Source organism: Streptomyces coryli, assembly GCF_011044975.1.
GTDB lineage: Bacteria > Actinomycetota > Actinomycetes > Streptomycetales > Streptomycetaceae > Streptomyces > Streptomyces coryli.
Window position 1 is genome coordinate 35118 of the sequence record NZ_JAAKZV010000004.1, and the last position, 20098, is coordinate 55215.

Annotated in this window: 17 protein-coding genes; 9 read left to right on the forward strand and 8 right to left on the reverse strand. The window is 72.5% G+C overall.

The annotated features are described in order from the left end of the window. Position 1 precedes the first annotated feature (1 nt). Positions 2-1411, reverse strand: coding sequence for a hypothetical protein (locus G5C51_RS02190; protein ID WP_165230599.1), 1410 nt, complete (start codon positions 1409-1411; stop codon positions 2-4). Between the two features lie 228 nt (positions 1412-1639). Here G5C51_RS02190 and G5C51_RS02195 point away from each other — a divergent pair, with 228 nt between their 5' ends. Beyond that, on the forward strand, positions 1640-2194 hold the full coding sequence (locus tag G5C51_RS02195) for a DUF6328 family protein (RefSeq protein ID WP_165230602.1): 555 nt from the start codon (positions 1640-1642) through the stop codon (positions 2192-2194). Positions 2195-2225: 31 nt separating this feature from the next. After that, complete coding sequence (locus G5C51_RS02200; RefSeq protein WP_165230744.1) at positions 2226-3191, forward strand: LLM class F420-dependent oxidoreductase; 966 nt, start codon at positions 2226-2228, stop codon at positions 3189-3191. A gap of 23 nt (positions 3192-3214) precedes the next feature. On the opposite strand, the gene G5C51_RS02205 is transcribed toward G5C51_RS02200, so the two are convergent. Beyond that, positions 3215-4318: a tyrosine-protein phosphatase gene (locus G5C51_RS02205; protein ID WP_165230604.1), complete on the reverse strand. Its 1104-nt coding sequence runs from the start codon at positions 4316-4318 to the stop codon at positions 3215-3217. A gap of 114 nt (positions 4319-4432) precedes the next feature. On the opposite strand from G5C51_RS02205, the gene G5C51_RS02210 reads away from it, so the two are divergent. Continuing rightward, the gene (locus tag G5C51_RS02210) at positions 4433-5473 is read left to right on the forward strand and encodes a Ppx/GppA family phosphatase (protein WP_165230607.1); all 1041 of its coding nucleotides are present in this window, start codon (positions 4433-4435) and stop codon (positions 5471-5473) included. 6 nt (positions 5474-5479) lie between these two features. On the opposite strand, the gene G5C51_RS02215 is transcribed toward G5C51_RS02210, so the two are convergent. From G5C51_RS02215 to G5C51_RS02230, 4 genes are all read right to left on the reverse strand, one after another. Continuing rightward, on the reverse strand, positions 5480-6955 hold the full coding sequence (locus G5C51_RS02215; RefSeq protein WP_165230610.1) for an aminotransferase class I/II-fold pyridoxal phosphate-dependent enzyme: 1476 nt from the start codon (positions 6953-6955) through the stop codon (positions 5480-5482). A gap of 57 nt (positions 6956-7012) precedes the next feature. Continuing rightward, the gene (locus G5C51_RS02220; protein ID WP_165230613.1) at positions 7013-8584 is read right to left on the reverse strand and encodes a PucR family transcriptional regulator; all 1572 of its coding nucleotides are present in this window, start codon (positions 8582-8584) and stop codon (positions 7013-7015) included. A gap of 28 nt (positions 8585-8612) precedes the next feature. Next, positions 8613-9452, reverse strand: coding sequence for a GNAT family N-acetyltransferase (locus G5C51_RS02225; protein ID WP_338117980.1), 840 nt, complete (start codon positions 9450-9452; stop codon positions 8613-8615). A 71-nt stretch (positions 9453-9523) separates the two neighbouring features. After that, positions 9524-10759: a serine hydrolase domain-containing protein gene (locus tag G5C51_RS02230; protein ID WP_165230619.1), complete on the reverse strand. Its 1236-nt coding sequence runs from the start codon at positions 10757-10759 to the stop codon at positions 9524-9526. A 308-nt stretch (positions 10760-11067) separates the two neighbouring features. Here G5C51_RS02230 and G5C51_RS02235 point away from each other — a divergent pair, with 308 nt between their 5' ends. The 5 genes from G5C51_RS02235 to G5C51_RS02255 are packed head-to-tail and all read left to right on the forward strand — an operon-like array spanning position 11068 to position 16213. Further along, positions 11068-12636, forward strand: a complete 1569-nt coding sequence (locus G5C51_RS02235) for an ABC transporter substrate-binding protein (protein WP_165230622.1) — start codon at positions 11068-11070, stop codon at positions 12634-12636. A 1-nt stretch (position 12637) separates the two neighbouring features. After that, complete coding sequence (locus G5C51_RS02240; RefSeq protein WP_338117981.1) at positions 12638-13690, forward strand: ABC transporter permease; 1053 nt, start codon at positions 12638-12640, stop codon at positions 13688-13690. Beyond that, positions 13687-14550: an ABC transporter permease gene (locus G5C51_RS02245; RefSeq protein ID WP_165230628.1), complete on the forward strand. Its 864-nt coding sequence runs from the start codon at positions 13687-13689 to the stop codon at positions 14548-14550. The genes G5C51_RS02240 and G5C51_RS02245 overlap by 4 nt, the downstream gene beginning before the upstream one ends. Next, positions 14547-15305 carry an ATP-binding cassette domain-containing protein gene (locus tag G5C51_RS02250; RefSeq protein WP_165230631.1) on the forward strand — a complete coding sequence of 253 codons (759 nt, stop codon included), beginning with the start codon at positions 14547-14549 and terminating at the stop codon, positions 15303-15305. The genes G5C51_RS02245 and G5C51_RS02250 overlap by 4 nt, the downstream gene beginning before the upstream one ends. Beyond that, a complete protein-coding gene (locus G5C51_RS02255) occupies positions 15302-16213 on the forward strand; it encodes an oligopeptide/dipeptide ABC transporter ATP-binding protein (RefSeq protein WP_165230634.1) in 912 nt (303 codons plus the stop codon). Before G5C51_RS02250 ends, G5C51_RS02255 begins: the two co-directional genes overlap by 4 nt. 12 nt (positions 16214-16225) lie before the next feature. On the opposite strand, the gene G5C51_RS02260 is transcribed toward G5C51_RS02255, so the two are convergent. Both G5C51_RS02260 and G5C51_RS02265 read right to left on the reverse strand, forming a co-directional pair. Then, the gene (locus tag G5C51_RS02260) at positions 16226-17215 is read right to left on the reverse strand and encodes an alpha/beta fold hydrolase (RefSeq protein ID WP_206313320.1); all 990 of its coding nucleotides are present in this window, start codon (positions 17213-17215) and stop codon (positions 16226-16228) included. Positions 17216-17220: 5 nt separating this feature from the next. Further along, positions 17221-18726, reverse strand: coding sequence for a flavin-containing monooxygenase (locus tag G5C51_RS02265; protein ID WP_165230637.1), 1506 nt, complete (start codon positions 18724-18726; stop codon positions 17221-17223). 149 nt (positions 18727-18875) lie between these two features. On the opposite strand from G5C51_RS02265, the gene G5C51_RS02270 reads away from it, so the two are divergent. Beyond that, complete coding sequence (locus tag G5C51_RS02270) at positions 18876-20093, forward strand: PucR family transcriptional regulator (RefSeq protein WP_165230640.1); 1218 nt, start codon at positions 18876-18878, stop codon at positions 20091-20093. Positions 20094-20098 lie beyond the last annotated feature (5 nt).

Below are 20098 nucleotides of genomic sequence, written 5' to 3' on the forward strand. Positions count from 1 at the left end.
GTCAGTGGGCCACGTAGACCGTGCGCCCGGTCCCGGCGTCGGTCTTCTTCTCCACCGCGACGGTGCCCTGTGCCGTTCTGGTCGCGAAGGCGACCTTGCCGCCGGTGAGCCGGGTCTGTGCCGCCTCGGGATCGAAGGGAATGAGCACGCCCTCGGTGCCCGCCGCCGCGCCGTCGAGGACGGTCGCCTTGTCCAGCTGCATCCGGCCGCCGGACTTGGTCCGGTAGGTGCGGGTGTAGCCGGTCGTCGCGTCGTACGGGATGCCACTGATGGCGAAGGAGTCCTCCTGGTAGGTGCTGCCGGTGGCGGCCGACTCCGGCAGCAGGAGCAGGGGTTTGTCGCGGTCGCGGTAGCCGGCGCGCAGCGGGCGCAGCAGCGGGTCCACTTTGGCCGCGCCCTCTTTCTGCTCCCGCTCCAGGGTGGCGCGCAGCTTCTCCGGCTCCTGTTGCGGCTCGGGCTCGGCGCCCGCCAGGGCGAACTGCGCCGGTGTCCTGCCCGACGTCTCCGCCGCCTTCTTCCAGTCGCTGCCGCGGGCGTCGGCGAGCAGTCCCGCGGCGGCGCCGATGCGGTAGCTCTCGGTGTCGATGGCGACGAGGCTGTCGAGGGGCTTCAGGCCCGCGCCGCGCGGCTTGCCCTCGGCCAGGGAGGTCATCACGGTGGTGAAGTACTCGGCGGTGCCCTCGGCGATGTCGGTGACCCGGATGTCGCGGCGCTCGCCCGGACTGTCCTTCGCCCACTGCTGCTGCCAGTACGCGGCGGCCCGTCGGTGCCGCTCGCGCCCGGCGGCGTCGCGGGCGGTGGCCGCGGCGAGGAGCTCGTTGGCGAGCATGATGCGCTGGAGCCGGGGCTGGGCCTTGAGGGGGTACGGGGTGGAGCGGCGGCCCAGGTCGCCGCGGAGGACCGGCCATTGCTTGCCGGGGTCGAAGGCGCGCTGCTCGTAGAAGTGGAAGGCTTCGTGCGTGCCCGTCGTGTAGGCGTCGCGGGCCGCGTCGGTGCCGGTCTCTCCGGTGGTGGCGGTGTTCCAGACGACCGCCTCGCGGCCGTGCCAGCGCACCTTCTCGTAGCCGACCTGGGGCACCTCGACGCCGGCGCGGCGCAGCTCGGCCTCGCCGAGCCGGTCGACGCCCTTGGTGTCCACGACGGCGGCGTGCTTGCCGTCGCCGAGGATCAGCGCCCGGCGGGAGTAGTCGGCCCCCGGCCACACCTCGCCGGCCCGCGGCCAGGACTTCGCCACCCAGCCCTGCACCCGCTCCGCGAGCCGCTGGAAGCCGTCCTCGGTGGCGGCGGCGGCCCGCTGCCGTACCGGAGGATCCGCCGTCCGCTGCTGCCCGCCTGCGCCGCAAGCGCCGGTGGCCAGAGCGGCCAGCGCGGCCAGCAGCGCGACGCAGCCCCTGCCGGTCAGTGCCCTCATGCCGTCCACTCTCGCGAGGCCGCGGGCGCGGTGCACGTATGAGGGGCCCAGGTGGAGGTCGGGGCGAACCCGGGTCACGATGGACGGGACGCGGGAATCGGGCGCGTGCCATCGGCCTGCCTGGGCACCCGCCGGACGAGCGATCACCTGCCGAGGCGTGCCCGTCCCCAGGACCCGTCCGCAGCACATCGCCCGACGACCCGCCCCGAACCGGTTCTGGAGCATGCGATGACCACGGCCCGCCGAGCCGACGACGAGTCCGCGACCACTGTCGCGGACGAGGCGCCGCGCGGGCGGTCGGAGACCATCGAGGAGCGGGCGGACCGGCAGTGGTCGGAGCTCGTCCAGGAAATGCGGGTGGCCCTCACCGGTGTGCAGATCCTCTTCGGCTTCCTGCTCACCGTGGTGTTCACCCCGCGGTTCGCGGAGCTGTCCGACACGAATCGCATGATCTATATCGCCACGGTCGTCCTCGGGGCCGCCTCGACGGGTGCGCTGATCGGCCCGGTCGCCTTCCACCGCCTGGTCAGCGGCCGGAGGATCAAGCCGCAGGCGGTGCTCTGGGCCTCCCGGCTCACCCTCGCGGGCCTGATCCTGCTGCTGTGCACGCTGACAGCGGCGCTGCTCCTGATCCTGCGGATCGCGATGCACGACTCGGTGGCCCCGGTCCTCGTCGCGGCGATCGTCGCCTGGTACGTGCTGTGCTGGCTCATCCTCCCGGCCTGGGCACGCAAGCGGCACACCGAGGCACCCGGCGCGACTGACGACAACAAGACCCCATGACCCTGTGAACCCCTACGCGCTGGAGGCGAACATGCGCATCGGCTACACGATGATGACCGAGCAGGCCGGACCCCGTGACCTCGTGCGGCACGCGGTCGCCGCCGAGGAGACGGGCTTCGATTTCTCCGTCACCTCCGACCACTACTTCCCCTGGCTGGAGGAGCAGGGCCATTCGCCGTACGCGTGGGCCGTGCTCGCCGCCGCCGCGCAGGCGACCTCGCGGCTCCCGCTGATGACGTACGTGACCTGCCCGACCACGCGCTATCACCCGGCGGTGATCGCGCAAAAGGCCGCCACGCTCCAACTGCTCTCCGAGGGGCGCTTCCGGCTCGGCCTCGGCTCCGGGGAGAACCTCAACGAGCACGTCACGGGCGGCGGATGGCCGTCGGCGGGGGTGCGGCTGGAGAAGCTCGACGAGGCCGTCGAGATCATCCGCGCCCTGTTCGACGGCCAGGAGCTGACCCACCGCGGCCGCCACTTCGACGTCAACCGGGCCCGCCTGTGGGACCTGCCCGACACCCCGCCGCCGATCGGTATCGCCGTGTCAGGACCTGCCTCCTGTGCCGTGGCGGGCCGCCGCGCCGACCTGGTCATCGCCACCGAGCCGCGCGCCGAGCTGCTCGACGCCTTCGACCGCTCGGGCGGCGCCGGAAAGCCGCGGGTCGGGCAGCTTCCCGTCTGCTACGACACGGACCGGGAGGCCGCGGTGAAGCGCGCCCACGAGCAGTTCCGGTGGTTCGCCGGCGGCTGGCGGGTCAACGCCGAGCTCCCGCACCCCGTCTCCTTCGCCGGCGCGACCGAGCTGGTGACGCCGGACCAGGTCGCCGAGTCCATCCCGTGCGGAAGCGATGTCTCGGAGTTCGTGGAGGCCGTACGGCCCTTCGCCGAGGCCGGCTTCACCGAGGTCGCCCTCGTCCAGATCGGCGGCGACCACCAGGACGACTTCTTCACCTGGGCCGGCAAGGAACTCCTGCCGGCCCTCCGAGCCGCCCTGTAGCGCCTAGCCCTTGCTCCGTCCGGTCAGCCGAGGAGCAGGTCCTTGCGCAGGTCGCGCAGTTCGCGGGTGTCGAGGCCGAGGGCCTTGTTCGCGTACCGGCTGAAGGAGCCGTATGTGTCCTGGACTTCGGTGAAGCCTGCGTTCAGGTATTCGGGCCGGACGTCCAGGAGCGGCTTGTAGATCTTGGCCTGCTCGGGAGGCAGCTGGGCGAGCGCGGCCTCGTTGGCGGCGCGGCGGTAGTCGTTGCTGGCGAGGTAGTCCTTCATGACCGTGTCGCGCGGGACGCCGAGCGCGATGAGCAGGGCGGCCGCGGACCAGCCGGTGCGGTCCTTGCCGGCCGTGCAGTGGAACAGCACCGCGCGGTCGTCCTCGTCGCGGATGCCGGAGAAGACGGAGGCGTACGCGGTCCGCGCGGTATCGCCGCTGACCATGAACTTCTCGCCGTCGATCATCATCTGCTCCGCCTCGGCCGCGGTCTTCGGCATGGCGGTGAAGGTGTCGGAGCCGGCCAGCACGTCGGCGACGATGTGCTCGGCGCCCGCCGGTATCTTGTCCGGCGCCTGGGCGCGCTCGGACTTCATGCGCAGGTCGTAGACGGCGCGGATGCCCAGACGCTCGAGCTTGGCGAGGTCGGCCTCGGTCAGCTTCTCCAGCGAGTCCGAGCGGTAGATCTCGCCCATCTTCACCCAGTGGCCGTCGCGGGTGCGATAGCCGCCCGCGTCACGGAAGTTGACCGTCCCCTCCAGCTTGATCAGCCGGTCCGCGAGGCGCAGCGAGCCCCCGTGGTCGGGCACGATGTCGAACCACTGCCGGTCGGCGGCGGGCAGGCCGCGGACGACGACCGAGTCGTGGCCGTCGCCGCGGGCGACGGTCCTGCCGTTGGCGCGGACGGCGACCTTCCGGACGCCGGGGGCGCTCCACTTCACGGTGTACGACCCGTCGTCGCCCTGCTCGACGGTGGCCTCGGTGAACGGAATGTGGGTGCGGGCGTGCGCGGCCGGCTGGCCGGCATGCTGCGGGAGCGCCGCCGCGGCGCCGGGAACGGCGAGCGTGGCGAGCAGCGCGGCGGCGATCGCGGCACCGGTGACAGGGACCTTGGCAGCTGTGACACGAGTAAGCGTGGACATACGGCGGATCCTGTGCGGAGCACGCGACACCGCCGGGAAGCGACCGGTAACGGCAGGGGGCGGCGAGGTGAACGTCACTGCTTCACGGCGGTCCGAAAGGGTACTCAGTTGACCATGCGGCTGAGTGTGGTGGACATCGGGTCGAATACGGTGCGTCTGGTGATCGCGGATGCGGACGTGGGGGCACCGCTGCCGGTGCACACCGCCAAGTGGCGGCTGCGGCTGGCGCAACAGGTGCAGCCGGACGGCCGGTTCGGCGCCGACGCCGTGCGGCGGCTGGCCGAGGCGGTCACCGAGGCCGCGGAGACCTCGCGCGCCTGGGGCGCGGGCACGCCGCTGCTGTTCGCCACCGCGGTGGTGCGCGACGCGCCCAACTGCTCGGAGGTGCTGCAGGAGCTGCGCGAGCGGACCGGGCTGCAGGTGCACACCCTGCCCGGCCAGGCGGAGGCCGAGCTCACCTTCCTCGCCGCCCGGCGCTGGACCGGCTGGCATGCCGGGCCGATGGTCATGCTCGACATCGGCGGCGGTTCCTTCGAGGTCGCCTTCGGCCGCGGCCGGCTGCCCGACTTCGCCGTCTCGCTGCCGCTGGGCGCCGGACGGCTGACCCGCGAACACCTCGGCGACGCCGACCCGCCCAGCCCGCACGCGCTCAAGGAGCTGCGCCGGTACGTACGCCATCAGCTGCGTGACGTCGCCGCCCGGATCCGCTGGGAGGCGCCGCGCAGCGCGGTCGTCACCTCCCGCACGTTCCAGCAGCTGGCCCGGCTCTGCGGCGCCCCGCCCGGCCGCGAAGGCCCGTTCGCGACCCGGCGTCTCGAACGGCAGGATCTGCGCCGTGCGCTGCGCCAGCTGGCGGGCCGGTCGGCCGCCGAGCGGGCACAGCTGCCGGGCATCTCGAAGGCGCGCTCCCGGCAGGCGCTGGCCGGCGCGCTGGTCGGCCACACCGCGCTGAAGCTGATGGGCCTGCCGGGCGCCACCGTGTGTCCGTGGGCCATCCGCGAGGGCGTGCTGCTGCAGCAGCTTGAGGGCGACTCCGGATGGTGGCCGGGCGCCGACGACGCCCTGACCACGGCGCCCGCGAGCCCCACCGTGCAGCCGCTGCATCCGCCGCACCTGACCGCCCTGCCCGGGCGGGTGCCGGAGGAGACGGGCTGAGGAGCGTTACGCCGCCTCGGCCACGACGCGGACAGTGTCGAGCCGGCTGTCCGCCGCGTCCGGCAGATGCATGCCGGCCGCGACGCCGGTGGTGAGATAGCGCAGGACCGGAGCGGTGAGCCGTTCACCGGGGACGACGACCGGAATGCCGGGCGGGTACGGAGTGATCATCTCGGCGGCGATACGACCTGCGGCCTGCGAGGTGGGAACGTCGGTGTGCCGGTTGAAGTAGGCGTCGCGCGGCAGCATGGCCTGCTCCATCCGCAGGCCGGTGGGGGAGGGGACCGCGACCTCGGGGCCGCCGCGCAACTCATCCGCGTGCGCGGCCAGATCGCGCAGCGCGGTCAGCAGACGCCCGGTGGTGGCCTCGTCGTCGGCGTGGGTGATCTGGGCGCTGATGCGCCGGTGGTCGAAGAGGTGGGTGTCGACGCGGTGGTGGGTGCGCAGCCAGTCGGCCGCCCGGTAGCCGGTCACGTTCAGGGCACCGATGTCCATGACGACGGGCAGCGGGTCGAAGTCGGCGGCCCGGCCGGGCCCGCAGAAGTCGTCCCGGTCGTTGACGTGGAAGCCGTCGATGCCCTCGATGGCCGTCCGCGTCCGTGCCGCGAGCTCCAGCGCCCGGCCGATGAGGTCGGTGCCGTGCTGGATCATTTGCCGGCGCCAGGCGTCGATGCCGGCGTAGATCAGGACGTTGGGACTGGTGGTGCCCAGCAGATCGGCGCGGGAGGCGAGCTCCGCCACGTCGATGCGGTCGCCCTGGAGATGGAACACCGAGCCCTGCTCCAGGCCGCTGCCCATCTTGTGGATGCTGGTGACGCAGATGTCCGCGCCCGCGTCCATCGCCCAGGACGGCAGCTGCTCGTGGAAGGGCAGGTGGGCACCCCACGCCTCGTCCACGATCAACGGCTTGGCGCGCCGGTGGCACACCTCGGCCAGGGCGGCGAGATCGGCCGCGCTGCCGTACGGGGTGGGGCTGGTGACCAGCGCGCCGTCGGCGTCGGGATGCCGGGTGAAGGCGTCGTCGAAGGCGGCCGGGGTGGGGGCATGGGCGAGGTGCCGCTCGGCGTCCCAGGCGGGTTCGACCCACACCGGTTCGACGCCGGAGAGGATGAGCCCGGCGATCACCGACTTGTGCGCGTCCCGGCCGACGAGCAGGCTGCGCCCGGTGCACGTGACCGCGAGCATGGCCGCTTTCACCGACAGCGAGCTGCCGCAGGTCGAGAAGAAGGTGTGCTCGGCATGGACCGCGTCGGCCATCAGCGCTTCGGCCCGCTTCAGTACGCGCCCGCGGGTCAGCCGGTCGTCCAGGCCGCCATTGGCCAGCACATCCCCGTAGAACACGGCGTCCCCGAGCACCGCCCGCGCCCGTGGATCCGCGCCCCGGGCCTGCTTGTGACCGGGAGGCGTGAAACCCAGCCGCTCCGCGGCGTGATACTCGGCGAGGGCGTCCAGCACGGGCGCTTCATCGTGGTTCATGACCATCGTCCCACTATGGCGGACGGGTCGATCTTCGTCGTTGATCTGCGAGGGGACGGGCGGTCAGGGGTCGAGCCGCAGGTGGAGCATCGCCTCGAAGCGGGCTTCGGGGGTGGTGAGATCGAGCCCGGACACGGTGGCGAGGCGTTTGAGGCGGTAGCGGAACGTGTTGGGGTGGACGTGCATGGCGGCCGCGGCGGAGATGACGTCGCCGAAGGCGTCGAGCCAGGCGGCGAGGGTCTCGGTCAGGGTCGTGCCGTGCTCGGCGTCGTAGGTGCGCAGCCGGGCGATCGGGCTGTCCGGCGGGCCGCCGTCGGCGGCGATCCGGTCGGCGAGTTCGAGGAGCAGGGCGTCCACGTAGACGGCGGCAAGGCCGGCGGTACGCAGGTCAGGGCGGCGGCCGCGCAGGACCCGGAGCGCCCGGTCGGCTTCGGCGCGGGAGCGGCGCAGGTCCTCGGGTCTGGCCGCGACGCCGCCGATTCCGATGACGGCCGACGCCCGGTCGCCGAGCCGTTCGAGGAAGGACGCCGCGACCCGGCGGGCCGCCTCGTCCGACGCGGCGGGCAGCACCGCATACGTGACGCCGCCGAGGGTGGCGGTGGCCGTCCGCGGGTGGATCGCGTTGAGGTGAAGGGCGAGCGCGCCCGCGATCCGGTCGGCGGCCACCACCCGGTCGGCGGCCGGAGCGGTGTCGGTCGCCGCCAGGGCCAGCACGCACGCGGGCTGGGCGGACAGACCGAGCCTGGCGGCGGCCCCCGGCGCGCCCTCGCCGCCCTCCAGGAGGGTGGCGAGCAGGTCGGCGCGGAGCCGGTGCCCCACGTCCTCGCCCGCCCTGCGGCGCAGCAGATGCAGGGCGGCGACCTTCGCCGCGTCGCTCAGCGCGCGCTCGCTGTCCCCGGTCAGCGGACCCTTGACCACGACCCAGATGGAGCCGAGGATCTCCCCGCCCGCGCGGACCGCGATCGCGACCCGGGGCTTCGCCGCGATCCCCTCCAGATACAGCGGCTCGTCGTTGCGGTAGAGCGAGCGGAAGGCACCGCGCTCCTCCAGGGCCCGCAGCTTCTCCGCCGGGACCTGGCGGTCGAGGATCGTCGCGATCCTGGCCTCGTCGCCCTCCTCCTGGCGGCTGGAGAAGGCCAGCACCCGGCCGTCCCGGTCCTCGACGGTCACCGGCCCGTCGAGGAGCGCGGAAATCGCGTTGGCCAGCGCGAACAGGTCGCCGGCGAGCGGCTCTTCGGCCGGCTCCCCGACGAGCTCGCCGACCGAGAGCATCGACCGCAGCAGCGCGGCGACCTGCGCCCAGGACGCCCCCGCCATCAGCCCGAGCACCGGGATCGCGGCCTTGCGGACGGCCGCCTCCACCCTGGCGTCCACGGCGACCGGGGCCCGTACGATCACGGCCGCCGCGCCGAGCCCGGCCGCCCGCTCGACCAAGGTGGTGACCTCGTCCGCGCCGTAGACGCCGACGCCGAGGACGATCGCCCCCGGCAGCCGGGCCGGGGCGTCCTGCGGGTCGTGGATGAGCACGCCGCCGACCGGCCGGGCCGGGTCCGGTTCGCCGACCGTGGACACGATGAAGGTCGAGCCCAGGTCGGCGAGGACGCGGCCGAGCGGGGCCTGCTCCCGCCCGGTCATGCCCGTATCCGCGGTACGTCGTCCGTCCTCATCGGTCTCCCTTCCGCTCGACGAAGTACCGGCCGTCGCGGGTGAATCCGGTGACGGCCGCGCCGTCGGCGAGCAGGCCGCCGAGGATATCCCGTAGCGCCGACCGCCAGGCCTGCGCGACCGCCGGCCGCGCGCCGCGCAGTGCCTCGATGTCGGACGGGACGCGGACACTGAGGCAGGTGGCGTCGAGCGGTCCGCGGACCGGCAGCCCGTCCGCGTCCGCGTCGAGCCCCGCCACGGCATCCGGTGGCACCGGCGCCTGATGGTGCGACCGTACGCAGGCCTCGGCGACGGCGGGATCGGCCAGGTTCCAGCCGACGAGCAGCCGGTCGGAGCCCTGGCCCTTGTTGACGCCGTCGTCCATGACGCCGTAGAAGTCCGGCAGATACTCCTCGGCCACCGCGCCCAGCTTCGCGAGGTTGAAGTAGGCGTTGCGGCTGACCAGCGGATCGTAGGTCCAGGTCACCTTGGTGAGGGCGCGCTCCAGCGCCCAGGCCCGCTGGTGCACCTTCAGCGCGAACCCGATGTTACGGCCGCGGGCCCGCGCGTCGACCCCCGCGATGTGCGAGTGCAGCCCGGCGTCCGAGAGGAAGCCGATGCAGACACCGATCAGCCGGTCCGCCTCGTACGCGCCGGCCACATAACTGCCCGCGTGCTGAAAGCCGCGCAGCAGCGCCATGGTGATCAGCGGGCTGCCCGGCGGCGGCCGCCAGACCCGGTCGAGCAGATCGCAGGCGGCCCGGAACTCCGCCTCCCGCGACAGCTGCCTGATGGCCACGCCGGACCGTCGCTGAGCCAGGTCGGACGCCGCCGCGGCCGCCTCGACGATGTCGCTCACACCTCCTCCCGTACGAACGCGTGGATCTGCCATGTGGGGTGCTGAATCAAGGTCGCCTCGCGGGTGTCCGGTCAGGAGAGCTGCAGGGGGCGGGTCGCCGGGCGGTCGGCAGCGGGCTCGCCGCCGATGTCGGTGCGGGCGCCCGAGGCGGGACAGAAGACCGCCTCCATCGCGGCGGTGGAGATGCCGCCCTGATCGACCCAGTCGCCGTTGATGTTGACGCTGGCGAGCTTCGATCCGTCGCGCTGGCCCATCGTCCACGACAGCGAGCCGTGGATCGTGCCGCCGTGGCCCCACACCTGCACGCCGCAGGACAGCTTCTGGGCGATCATGCCGAGGCCGTAGGCGGTGTTGGGTATCCAGTTCACGGTCGGCACCGCGGTGAACATCGCCTTCTGCTCGGCGGCACGCAGCAGCCGGCCGCTGAGCAGGGCGCTGTAGAACCGGTTGATGTCGCCCGCCGTGGAGATCATGTCTCCGGCCGAGCCGGCCCAGGTCGCGCTCATCTCGGTCACGTCGTGCACCGGGGCGGCGGGGTCGGCCACCATGAGCTTGGAGTACGCCCTGCCGTGCGGCCCGGAGATGCTCGTGCTGCGGCCCGGGAGGTACGTGTTGGACAGCCCGAGCGGCACGATGATGCGGCGGGTCACCTCGGTGGCGAGGGAGCGGCCCGTCACCTTCTCGGCGAGCATCCCGGCGAGGATGAAGTTGGTGTTGGAGTACGCCCACGACGTGCCTGGCGCGAAGTCCGGCGCATGGCTCATCGCCGTCTTGACGAGCTCCTCGGGGCTGACGCTGTCGAAGCGGTGGTCGAGGAAGCCCTGGCCGACCAGCTTGGCCAGGATGTCCGGGTCGTTCGTGTAGTTGAAGATGCCGCTGGTGTGGTTGAGCAGCTGCCGCACGGTGATCGCGCCGCCGTCGTGGCCATTGCCCGTCACCACACCGGGCAGCCACTTCTCGACGGTGTCATCGAGGCTGAGTCGCCCCTCACCCACCAGCTGCAGCAGGACCGTGGCGGTGAACGTCTTGGTCGTGCTGCCGATCCGGTAGCGGTCGCGGGAGGTCAGCTTGCGGCCGGACGAGGTGTCCGCGACGCCCGCGGTGCCGAACCACCGGGCGGAGCCCTTCTTGACCTCGGCGAGAATGCCGGGGGCCCCGCCCTCGCTCACCGCTCGGTCCAGCACCCGCTGGACGGCGTCGTTCTTCGTCGCGGTGTCCGGGGACGCGCCCTGGGACACAGCCGGTGCCGCGACCATCACCATGGCCGCGATGCTCGCGGTGAGGACAGCTCTGGAACGACGGAGCATGGGGTTCCTTTCGTAGCGAGGCCGGCAGGGACGTACACCCGGGCATTGCTTCCGGGAGCCGACATCGTCACCGGCGCCGGCACCCCCTGGCTAAGGACGGCCGGACGAAATCCCGGCCATCGATTGGTGCGGGCGGATGAACCCGGCCGGGCGGCGTGCCCCCGTCGGCACCGCCAAGTGCCCTTTGGACGCCCGCACATACCGGGACGCCTCCCTTCGTACGACGGTCCGAAGAGGCGCCCCGGCGGCTGCCCTAGCGTTCGCAGCCTCAACTTGGATGCGCTGCCGTCCGACCTGGAGGTCCTCCCATGGCGACCCGTACCAACCTGACGGCCCTGCTGCTCGCCACCGCCCTGCCGCTTGCCGCCTGCTCCGGTGACGGCTCGCGCACACCGGCGGCCGGTGACGGGACGCTGGTCATCGACACGTCCTTCGATCTCAAGACGGCCGACCCGGGGCGGATGTACGAGACGACCGGCATGTTCGTCAACAAGGCCCTTTACGACACGCTGCTCACCTTCGACGGCTCCGATGTGAAGAAGCCGGTGCCGGCGCTGGCCAAGTCGTTCGAGCTGTCGGACGACGGCAAGGTGCTGACGCTCAAGCTCCGTTCGGGGGTGAAGTTCAGCGACGGATCGCCGCTCACCGCGGACGACGTGGTCTTCTCGCTGAATCGCGTACGCGGCATGAAGGGCACCCCGTCCTTCCTGCTGGAGGGGGTGGAGGTGGCCAAGACCGACGCCACCACGGTCACGATGACGTCGAAGGTGCCCAACCCGGCGCTGCCGTACATCCTGCCGAACCCCGTGCTCAGCATCCTCAACAGCAAGGTCGTCATGAAGCACGGCGGGACCACCGACCCGAAGGACAAGGCGGAGAAGTACCTCAACTCCGCGTCGGCCGGCTCGGGTCCGTACAAGCTGGAGTCCTTGAGCGTCAGCAGCAAGGTGGTGCTGCGGGCGAACCCGGAGTACTACGGCCGCAAGCCCGCCTACGGCAAGGTTGTGATCCGTAACGTCGAGGCGGCGACGCAGAAGCTCAACGTGCAGCGCGGCGACAGCCAGGTGGCGCTGAACCTCTCCGGCGACCAGGTCAAGACCGTGGCCGGCAGCCTGGAGGTGCTGAAGACCGCGTCGGCGAATGTGATCTACCTGCACGCCACCCGGAACAAGTCGGTCAGCAAGACCACGCCGAACCCGAAGTTCGCGGAGGCGGTGCGCAAGGGTGTCGACTACCAGGGGCTGCTGGAACTGGCCGGCGCGGGCTCGGTGCAGGCGCCGGGCATGATCCCCTCGCAGATCCTCGGCGCACTCCCGCAGGACCAGGCCGCCAAACGGGATGTGGCGGGCGCCAAGGCGGCGCTGAAGGCGAGCGGGCTGAAGAATCCGAAGGTCAAGCTGGAATACCCGAGCGAGATCACCGTCAACGGCCTGCCCTTCCAGCCGCTGGCCGAGCGCATCCAGTCCAACCTCAAGGATGTCGGCATCACCGTCGATCTCGCGCCCGCCCCCATCTCCACCGCGGCGGACAACTACCGCACCGGCAAGGAGGAGATGGGCCTGTGGTACTGGGGCCCGGACTATCCCGACCCCAGCGACTACCTGGTGTTCCTGCCCGGCAAGCCCGTGGGCCAGCGCGTCGGCTGGAAGCCGGGCACGGACAAGGCGGTGGAGGACGCGGGCGAGAAGGCCGCCACGGTGCTCGGCGAGGCCGAGCGCCGGCAGGCCTACCACGACATGCAGACCGAGCTGAACGACTCGGGCCCCTTCATCCCGCTCATCCAGCCCAGCCAGAACATCGTGTCGGCCACCTCGGTGACCGGCCTGAAGTACCACCCGGTGTGGACCGTCGATGTCGCCGACCTCGGTGCCAAGTGACGTGACCGCGCTTCGAGACCGGGTCCGGCGGCTCCGCCCGTTCGCCGGCTTCCTCGCCCGCAGGGTCCTCATCGCGGTCCTGCTGGCCTGGGGCATCACGCTGGTGACGTTCGTGCTGACCAACATGGTGCCGGGCGACCCTGTGGCGGCGAACCTGGGCCAGCGGGCGCTCGGCGACGAGACGATCGTGGCGCAGTGGCGGGCCGAGCACGGGCTCGACAAGTCGCCCCCGGAGCAGTACCTGATGCACCTTCAGGCGCTGCTCCACGGCGACCTGGGCATGAGCCAGCAGTCCCACCGGCCGGTCGGCGACGACCTGGCGGAATTCGTACCGGCGACGCTGGAACTGGCCGGCGTGGCGATCGTGGTGTCGCTGGTCCTGGGCGTGGCGTTCGGAATGATCGCGGCGCTGCGCCGGGACCGTCCGGCGGACCACGCGCTGCGGATGCTGAGCCTGATCGGCATCTCGGTGCCGACGTTCTGGCTGGCGCTGCTGGCCTTCTACGTCTTCTTCTACCGCCTGCAGCTCACCCCGGGCAGCGGCCGCGTCGACCCCGGACTCGGCGCGCCGGAGTCCGTCACCGGGCTGCACACCGTGGACGCGGCGCTGGCCGGCCAGTGGGACGTCTTTGCCAGCGCGCTCGGCCACTTGATCCTGCCGGCGCTGGTGCTGTCGCTCTACACGATCGCGCTGCTGACGCGCTTCACGCGCAGCGCCGTTCTGGAGGTGCTCGGCCAGGACCATGTCCGGGCCGGCCGGGCCAAGGGACTGCCCCGCCGGGTGATCCTCAGGAGTTACGTGCTGCGCTCCGCGCTGGTGCCGATCATCACGGTGGCGGGGCTGGCGTTCGGCAGCCTCCTGTCGGGCACCGTCCTGGTCGAGGCGATCTTCGCGTGGCCGGGCATCGGCCAGTACGCGTACAAGAGCGCCACCACCCTCGACCTACCCGCGATCATGGGCGTCGGCCTGGTCGTGGGCATCGTCTACCTGGTCATCAACCTGATCGTGGACGTCCTGTACGGCGTCATCGACCCCCGAGTGAGGCTGCGTTGAGACGGCTACCCCAAGCGTGGCGGCGGCTCCCCGAGGCCTGGCGGCGGCCGCTGGCCGTCACCGGCGGCATCATGGCGCTCGCCTGGGTGGTGATCGCTCTCGCCGCGCCGCTGCTGGCGCCGCACGATCCCCTCGCCCAGGATCTGCCGCGCCTCGCCGGGCCGGGGCCCGGGCACTGGTTCGGCACCGACCAGCTCGGCCGCGACATCCTCAGCCGGGTCGTGTACGGGGCCCGGGTATCGCTCCCGCTCACCCTGCTGCTGGTCGCCCTCTCGGTGCTGATCGGCGGGCTTCTCGGCGCCATCGCCGGGTACTTCGGCAGGTGGGCGGACGAGGCGATCATGCGGCTGGCCGACCTCGTCTTCGCCTTCCCGACGATCATCCTGGCCATGGTGGTGGCCGCCGCGCTCGGCCCCAGCCTCGGCAACGCGGTGCTCGCCGTCCTCGTCGTGGCCTGGGCGTCGTACGCGCGTGTCAGCCGCGGCCTGGTGCTGGCGGTGCGCGGGCAGGAATACGTGCTCAGCGGGCGGCTGCTCGGCTTCTCGACCTGGCGCTCGCTGCGGGTGGACGTGCTGCCCAACGTGACCGGGCCGATCCTGGTGCTGGCCACGCTCGACATGGGTACGGCGCTGCTGCTGCTGTCCGGCCTGTCGTTCCTGGGCCTCGGTGCCAAGCCGCCGTCCGCCGAGTGGGGGGCGATGGTCGCGTCGGGGGTGGAGGTGTTCGACAGCTGGTGGGTGGCGACCTTCCCGGGGCTGGCGATCCTGACCGTGGTGCTGGCGTTCAACTTCCTCGGCGACACGCTGCGCGACGCGCTCGATCCCCGTACGGCCCGCGCCATCAAGGAGCGTGCGCTGTGACGTTCACGATCACCGAGCTGCGGGTGACGATCCGCGGGACCGAGATCCTGCGCGGCGTCGACCTCGATGTCCAGAAGGGGCAGGTGCACGGGGTCGCCGGGGAGAGCGGGTCCGGCAAGACCATGACGGGTCTCGCCGTCCTCGGCCTGCTGCCGCACGGCGCGGTGGCGAGCGGGCGGGTCGAACTCGCGGGGCGGGACCTGCTCGGGCTCCCGGACAAGGACCTGGGCCGGGTGCGCGGCAACGAGATCGCCATGGTCTTCCAGGACCCGGCCACCAGCCTGCACCCCATGCTCAGCGTCGGCCGGCAGCTGACCGAGCACATGCGCTCGCATCTGGGCCTGAGCAGGGCGGAGGCGCGGGAGCGCGCCGCAGAGCTGCTGGCCAAGGTCCGTATCCCCGGCCCGGCGGAGGCGCTGACGCGCTACCCGCACCAGTTCTCGGGCGGCATGCGGCAGCGCATCGCCATCGCGGTGGCGCTGGCCTGCGATCCGCAGGTGCTCATCGCCGACGAGCCCACCACCGCGCTCGACGTGACCGTGCAGGCCGGAATCCTGCGGCTGCTGCGCGGCCTGTGCGACGAGCTGGGTCTTGCCATCATGCTCATCACCCACGATCTGGGCGTCATGTCCGCGATCGCCGACGAGGTGAGCGTGATGCGCTCCGGCGCCGTCGTGGAATCCGGCCCGCGGGACACCGTGCTGCGCGCGCCGTCCCATCCCTACACCCGCTCGCTGCTGGAGGCCCTGCCGTGACCCTGCTCAGCATCGACGACCTCGTCGTCGAGCACCGGACCCCCGGGCGGCCCACGGTCAGGGCGGTCGCGGGCGTGGGCCTCACGGTGGCCAAGGGCGAAGTCGTCGGCCTGGTCGGCGAGTCGGGGTGCGGCAAGTCGACGCTGGCCCGCGCCGTCTGCGGGCTGCACCCGGCGGCGGGCGGCTCCATCACCTTCGACGGCCGCGCTGTCACCCCGCTCGGCCTGCGGCGCAGAACGCTGACCGGCATCCAGATGGTCTTCCAGGACCCCTACTCCTCGCTGAACCCGCGACGCCGGGCCGGCGACCAGATCGCCGACGGCCTGCGCGCCGGCGGCGGCCCCGGCACGCCGGCCGACCTTCTTGAACGCGTCGGCCTTCCGCGAGACTTCGCCGCCCGCCATCCGCACGAGCTCTCCGGCGGCCAGCGCCAGCGCGTCGCCATCGCCCGCGCCCTGGCCGCCAGCCCGCGCCTGCTGATCGGCGACGAACCGATCTCGTCACTCGACGCCTCGGCCCAGTCTCAGGTCGCCACCCTCATGCGCGATCTGGCCGTGGACTCGGGCGCCGGGCTGCTCTTCATCAGCCACGACCTGTCCGTGGTCCGGCTGATCGCCGACCGGATCGCGGTCATGTACCTCGGCAAGATGGTCGAGGTCGGCGCGACCGAAACGGTCTGGAACGATCCGCAACACCCGTATACCCAGGCCCTGTTGAGCGCCATCCCGCACCCCGACGCCCTCGGTAATCTGCCCGCCGAACTGCCAGGGGACGTCCCCGACCCGGCCGACCCGCCCTCAGGGTGCCGGTTCCACGCGCGCTGCCCGCACGCGATGGACGTGTGCGGCGTACGGGAACCCGACTTCGGGCCCGCCGCCTGCTGGCTGCACGCACCGGCGCTGCCGTAGCCGGGGCCGTCCTCAGGAGGACGCCCACGCCCGCTGCCGCAGCCAGGTGTCGACCGCGTCGTAGGCGCGTGCGCGTACGTCGCTGCGGGAGAGGAAGACGTCGTGGCGGGCTCCGGGGACCGGGACGACCGTGGTCTCGCCGCCGAGGCAGCCGGCCCAGCGGGCGATCTGCGCGACGTCCAGGATCAGGTCGGCGCGGTCGCTCAACTCCGAGTACCGGGTGGAGAAATGGGTCCGGTCCGAGCGCAGGATCAGCGACGGCACCCCGATGTCGAGGCCCCGGTGCAGGGCGGCGTGGCCGCGGCGGATGGCGTTGAGCCAGCCGACGGTGACCGGGAAGCCCTGCAGCGGCTTGAGTTCGAGGTCGAAGTCCCATTCGCCGGTGCGGCTCCGGTGCAGCGTGTCGCCGTACGGGCTGGCCGGCAGCCGCAGCGCGCGCAGCGGGACCGCCCTGGCCGCCAGCCGCAGCAGCTGGGTGACCGGGCCGCGCTGCGCCGCGCCGCCCTGCAGGTCGAACCAGGGGCTGTTCAAGATCAGGCCGGAGACCGGGGCCGGCGAGCCGGCCGCGCGGCGGCGCTGCAGCCACAGCGGGAGGATCAGGCCGCCGGTGGAGTGGGCGGCCAGCAGCAGGGGCACATCCGGGTGCTCCGCGGCGATGGCCGCGACGGCGAGGTCGAGCTCCTGGTCGTAGCGGGCCAGGTCGCTGACGTAGTGGGCGGTCTGACCCGGACGCCGGGCGCGGCCGCACTTGCGCAGGTCGAGGGCGTAGAAAGCGAACCCGCGGGCGGCGAAGAAGTCGGCCAGCTCGGTCTGGAAGAAGTAGTCGGAGAAGCCGTGGGTGTAGAGGACGGCGCCGCGTACGGGTACCGCGTCGTCGGGCTCCTTGCGCACCAGCACCGCGGCCGCCGTGCCTTCGCCGTCGGGGTCGCGGCCGAGGTCGAAGGTGTGCTGCTGGAAGCCGTCCAGCAGGTCCGGCTTCCAGTCGAGCGGGATGTGCGCCACGCCCGTCACACCCCGGCCTTCGTGGCAGCGGCGGCGTGCGCCGGGCTGCGCGACAGCCGCAGCTCCGGGTCGTCCACCGGCAGCTTGCGCAGCAGCTTCACGTCCTTCGTGTACTGCATGGAGGTCAGCCACGGCGCGCGGTCGCCCTGCCGGGGCAGCCGGTCCACGGCGCGGCGGACGTACCCGGCCTGGAAGTCGAGGAGCGGGCGCAGCGGCATGCCCGGGTCGGCGACCTCCGGGCAGGCGGTGTCATAGCCGCCCTCGTCCATGCGTGCCAGCAGCCGGCACAGGTGCTCGCAGAGCAGGCCGACCTTCAGGGTCCAGGAGGAGTTGGTGTAGCCGATCGCGTAGGAGAAGTTCGGCACCCCGGAGAGCATCATGCCCTTGTACGCGACCGTGTCGGCGAGGTCGACCGGGCGGCCGTCGACGCTCAGTGTGATGGCGCCCATGGCCTGGACGTTGAGGCCGGTGGCGGTGACCACGACATCGGCGGGCAGCTCGCGGCCGGAGGCGAGTCGCAGGCCGGTCTCGGTGTAGGTGTCGATCCGGTCGGTCACCACGCTCGCGTGGCCGCGGCGGATGGCGCGGAAGAGATCGCCGTTCGGTGCGGCGCACAGCCGCTGGTCCCACGGGTCGTACGGCGGGCTGAAGTGCTCGTCGACCGGGTAACCGTCGGGCAGCACCTTGACGTTGGCGAGCCGGATGAGCTTGCGCGCGGTCTTGGGGAAGCGCTGGCAGAAGCGCCAGACGGCGGCCTGCTTGAGGATGTTCTTGCGCCGGGCGAGGGCGTGGCCGCGCCGGTCGCCGAGGACCTTCTTGAGGCGTTCGGCGATCTTGTCGCCGGCCGGCACCGGCATCACATAGCTCGGCGTGCGCTGCAGCATCGTCACGTGCTCGGCCGTGGCGGCCATCGCCGGCACCACGGTGACCGCGGTGGCGCCGCTGCCGATGACGACGACGCGCTTGCCGGTGTAGTCGAGGTCGGCGGGCCAGTGCTGCGGGTGCACGATGCGGCCGCGGAAGTCCTCGCGCCCGGCGAAGTGCGGAGTGAAGCCCTCGTCGTAGCGGTAGTAGCCGGCCGCGCAGAACAGCCAGGAGCAGGTGAGCGTGGACCGCTCGCCGGTGTCGGCCCGCTCCACCACCACGGTCCACCGGGCCCGCTCCGCCGACCAGTCCGCGCTGATCACCTTGGTGTGGAAGCGGATGTGGCGGTCGATGCCGCGCTCCTCCGCCGTCTCCCGTAGATACGCGAGGATCTTGTCGCCGTCGGCGATCGCGTCCTTGTCCCGCCAGGGCTTGAACTCGTAACCGAAGGTGTGCAGGTCGGAGTCCGAGCGGATGCCGGGGTAGCGGAAGAGGTCCCAGGTGCCGCCCAGGGCGCCGCGCGACTCGAGGATCGCGTACGTGCGCCGCGGGTGCTCGCGCTGGAGGTAGTGGGCGGCGCCGATCCCGGAGATGCCGGCGCCGACGATCAGCACGTCGAGCTCGGTGGCGGCGGCTTGCGAAGACATGGGTGTCAGCTCCCGTACGGACGGAGGATCAGTGGCGGCGGCGCGGCAGTGACCATTGTCCGGTGATCGGCGTCGCGCCCGCCAGGTGCAAACTGCACCAGCAAGCAGAGTCTCTGGAGCAATATGCCCCGCCTCGCTAGGCTGCTGCCATGTCCTGGGAGCCGCCGTCACCGCGGATACGCGAGCTGATCCGGGAGGGCGCGCGGCTGGCGCTCGACCCGCCGGAGGAGTGGCTGCGTGAGCTCGACGAGGCCACCCTCTCGGGCCCGCAGCGCGGGCAGCTCAGCCACGACCCGGCACTCGCGGCCGCCACCCGCCGCGCCAACCGGGCGAACCTGCACTTCTGGGCCGTGGCCAATGTCGACCGGCCCGGCGAGCGGGTCGCGCCGAACACCGGCGATGTACCGGTGGCGGTCGCCCGCGAGCTGGTGCGCCGCGGGTTCAACGAAAGCGGCCTGGACGCCTACCGGGCCGGCCAGGGCGTCGCCGTCCGGCGCTGGACCGAGCTCTGCCTCTCCCTCACCTCCGACGTCGGCGAGCTGCGCGAACTCCTCGACGTCTCCTGCCGCTCGATCACCACCTTCGTCGACGACACGATCGCGGCCGTCGCCGGCCTCATCGCCGAACAGCGCGACGACCTCGCCCAGGCCACCCACGCCGAACGCCGCGAGACCGTCAGCCTGCTGCTGCACGGGGCGCCGCTGCCACGGGACCGGGCCGAGCAGCGCCTCGGCTACCGGCTGGCGGGACGGCACACCGCCGCCATCGTCTGGACCGAGGAGCCGCACGCCGACGCCGCTGCCCTCGGCCGGGTCACCGACCTGATCGCCGCCAGTGCCGCGGACCCGCACCCGCTGACGGTGCTGGCCGGCGAGGCGACCCGCTGGCTGTGGCTGCACGGCCGCCCGGATCCGGGCGCGCTGCGCGAGCAGCTGACCGCCGAGCCGGGGGTACGGGCGGCCATCGGCTCCACCGGCGCTGACCTGGCGGGCTTCTGCCGCAGCCACCTCGACAGCCTCACCGTCCAGCGGATGCTCGCCCGCCTCGCCTCACCCCAGCAGCTGGCCACCCACGACGAAGTGGAGCTCATCGCCCTGGCCACCTCCGACGTGGAGGCCGCCGACAGCTTCGTCCGCCGCGTCCTCGGCGACCTCGCCCGCGCAGAGCCCGGCATCCGCGAGGCGGCCCGGATCTTCATCGCCGCCCAGTGCAACGCCTCCCGCGCCGCCGACCGCCTCTACATCCACCGCAACACCCTGCTCCGCCGCCTGGCCCAGGCCGACCGGCTGCTGCCCCGGCCCCTGGCCGAGGACGTCATCGCCATCGGCGCCGCGCTGGAGGTGCTGCGGTGGCGCGGCACGGGCTGAGACCC

Excerpts from the sequence above, each read along its gene's own strand:
- G5C51_RS02190 (WP_165230599.1), bottom strand. The coding sequence starts at position 1,411 with ATGAGGGCACTGACCGGCAGGGGCTGCGTCGCGCTGCTGGCCGCGCTG.
- G5C51_RS02195 (WP_165230602.1), top strand. The coding sequence starts at position 1,640 with ATGACCACGGCCCGCCGAGCCGACGACGAGTCCGCGACCACTGTCGCG.
- G5C51_RS02200 (WP_165230744.1), top strand. The coding sequence starts at position 2,226 with ATGCGCATCGGCTACACGATGATGACCGAGCAGGCCGGACCCCGTGAC.
- G5C51_RS02205 (WP_165230604.1), bottom strand. The coding sequence starts at position 4,318 with ATGTCCACGCTTACTCGTGTCACAGCTGCCAAGGTCCCTGTCACCGGT.
- G5C51_RS02210 (WP_165230607.1), top strand. The coding sequence starts at position 4,433 with ATGCGGCTGAGTGTGGTGGACATCGGGTCGAATACGGTGCGTCTGGTG.
- G5C51_RS02215 (WP_165230610.1), bottom strand. The coding sequence starts at position 6,955 with ATGGTCATGAACCACGATGAAGCGCCCGTGCTGGACGCCCTCGCCGAG.
- G5C51_RS02220 (WP_165230613.1), bottom strand. The coding sequence starts at position 8,584 with ATGACCGGGCGGGAGCAGGCCCCGCTCGGCCGCGTCCTCGCCGACCTG.
- G5C51_RS02230 (WP_165230619.1), bottom strand. The coding sequence starts at position 10,759 with ATGCTCCGTCGTTCCAGAGCTGTCCTCACCGCGAGCATCGCGGCCATG.
- G5C51_RS02235 (WP_165230622.1), top strand. The coding sequence starts at position 11,068 with ATGGCGACCCGTACCAACCTGACGGCCCTGCTGCTCGCCACCGCCCTG.
- G5C51_RS02265 (WP_165230637.1), bottom strand. The coding sequence starts at position 18,726 with ATGTCTTCGCAAGCCGCCGCCACCGAGCTCGACGTGCTGATCGTCGGC.
- G5C51_RS02270 (WP_165230640.1), top strand. The coding sequence starts at position 18,876 with ATGTCCTGGGAGCCGCCGTCACCGCGGATACGCGAGCTGATCCGGGAG.